This is a genomic window from Bacillus sp. C30 (assembly GCF_040838255.1).
Classification (GTDB): domain Bacteria; phylum Bacillota; class Bacilli; order Bacillales; family Bacillaceae_G; genus Bacillus_A; species Bacillus_A mycoides.
This window is the reverse complement of sequence record NZ_JBFPJH010000533.1, coordinates 1-1,686: the sequence shown is the minus strand read 5'-3', so window position 1 is coordinate 1,686 and position 1,686 is coordinate 1. Positions and strand designations below refer to the sequence as shown.

Here is a 1,686-nt window from a genome sequence, read left to right as displayed (position 1 = left end):
ATCATTTATAGTAGGAGATTCATATTTGCTTTTCTTCAGAACACTTATGTTTCCATTAGGTTCCAAAATCATATATTCAACTTCTCGGATTGAAAATATATCTTTTTGTTGTCTTAGCATTTGTTGTAGTTGATTAATGTCCAAATGATTTGAACTTAGTTGTTCCCGGTCAATATATCCATTACGGATAATGATTGACGGAGAGCCTTCAAAAAAACTTCTCGTCCCTCTAAATTTTTGCGTTATCACTTCTATTGTATAAATTAACACTACCCATACAAGTACTGCATATAAAATAGACCATACTTTTATTTCCGGATCATATATAGTATTTCCTACTAATTCTCCGAGAACTATGGCAGAAATAAAATCAAATGGCGTTAACTGAGATATTTGTGTCTTCCCTAATATTTTAGTAGCAATCAATAGCACAAAAAAACCAAAAAATAGTTCTATCGTTATTTGTCCTAGATGATTCATATATGCTCACCTTTCTGCTTTTCACTCAAATGCTCTATATTCTATTTAGTAAAAAGCCGGCACATTTTTTCTATTATCTTGTCCATTCATATCCAATAGATACAAAACAAAAAGAGTCTAGTTCAATTTAATAATTGAACTAGACTCTTTTATTTTCATTTAGAATACACAATCTTTTTAATCGTTTCTCCGGAAAGAAAATGCTCCTCCGCAAGTTGATGAATGGAAATTCCACTTTTAAACGCTTCTTTAATAGCTTTGTTTCTTTCATCTAGTTGTTTTCTTCCTCCAGATTGTGTACCCCATTTATAATGTTTTGTTTCTTGTTTTGGAATGTAAATTGTTTCACCTTGTATATACTTTTGAATTTCAGCAATTAGACTTTCTGGTAAAACCGTCGCAGCTTTAACGTATTTCATTTCTGCTCGCCCCTTATTTTTTATGGTTCATTTCAATAAGGTGCAAAGCCAAATATAAAAAATGATACGAGCTCATTTAGGCGATTGTATATTACTTGTCTACCCCACGCAAAGTATCGCCATTTCCATACTTGGCTTTGCATGAGACGCTGCAGTGTCTGGCAATTGAATTATAATCGCCATATAAACACCTCCTAATATACCTTTTGCATTTTATTATATGATAAATTTCTTCCCCTTGCATCCACATCCTTTTTAAAGCACGAAGTTACTTAGTTTGATATAATACTTTTTAGTCCAATCCAAAAGTATAGTGAGGTTGCGTTATGAAAAAGAATATAATCATTACAATCGTTACATTATTCATTATTACTGTAGCATTATTCGGAACATACAAATTGATGAACGCAAGAAGTTTTCAATTGTTTGGAGGTTTAACAAACCGAGTAGAAACAAATGAAAAAGTGATTGCTTTAACTTTTGATGATGGTCCTACTAACAATGTTAAACAAATATTACCGCTACTAGATCGATACAATGCAAAAGCTACTTTCTTTTTAATCGGAAATGAATTAGAGAAAAACCTATCGTTAGGAGAAGCTATCGTACACTCTGGACACCAACTTGGAAATCATACATATTCTCATAACAGAATGGTTTTTAAAACACCTTCTTTTATTAAAGAAGAAATAGAAAAAACGAATTCATTAATCCGCCAAACAGGATTTACAGGCGAAATTGATTTTAGACCACCTAACGGTAAAAAGCTAATTGGTCTGCCCTATTA

The 1,686-nt window shown here is 32.0% G+C and carries 3 protein-coding genes; 1 reads left to right on the top strand and 2 read right to left on the bottom strand.

What is annotated here, in order from left to right; translation table 11 throughout:
- Both AB3X49_RS22575 and AB3X49_RS22570 read right to left on the bottom strand, forming a co-directional pair.
- Window positions 1–480, bottom strand: a 480-nt coding sequence (locus AB3X49_RS22575) for a DUF421 domain-containing protein (protein ID WP_367964859.1), incomplete at its 3' end; no start/stop codon positions are given.
- Between the two features lie 155 nt (window positions 481–635).
- The gene (locus tag AB3X49_RS22570; protein ID WP_002012161.1) at window positions 636–899 is read right to left on the bottom strand and encodes a CD3324 family protein; all 264 of its coding nucleotides are present in this window, start codon (window positions 897–899) and stop codon (window positions 636–638) included.
- Between the two features lie 326 nt (window positions 900–1,225).
- Here AB3X49_RS22570 and AB3X49_RS22565 point away from each other — a divergent pair.
- Window positions 1,226–1,686: polysaccharide deacetylase family protein (locus tag AB3X49_RS22565; protein ID WP_367964857.1), on the top strand; the 461-nt coding region annotated here is incomplete at its 3' end.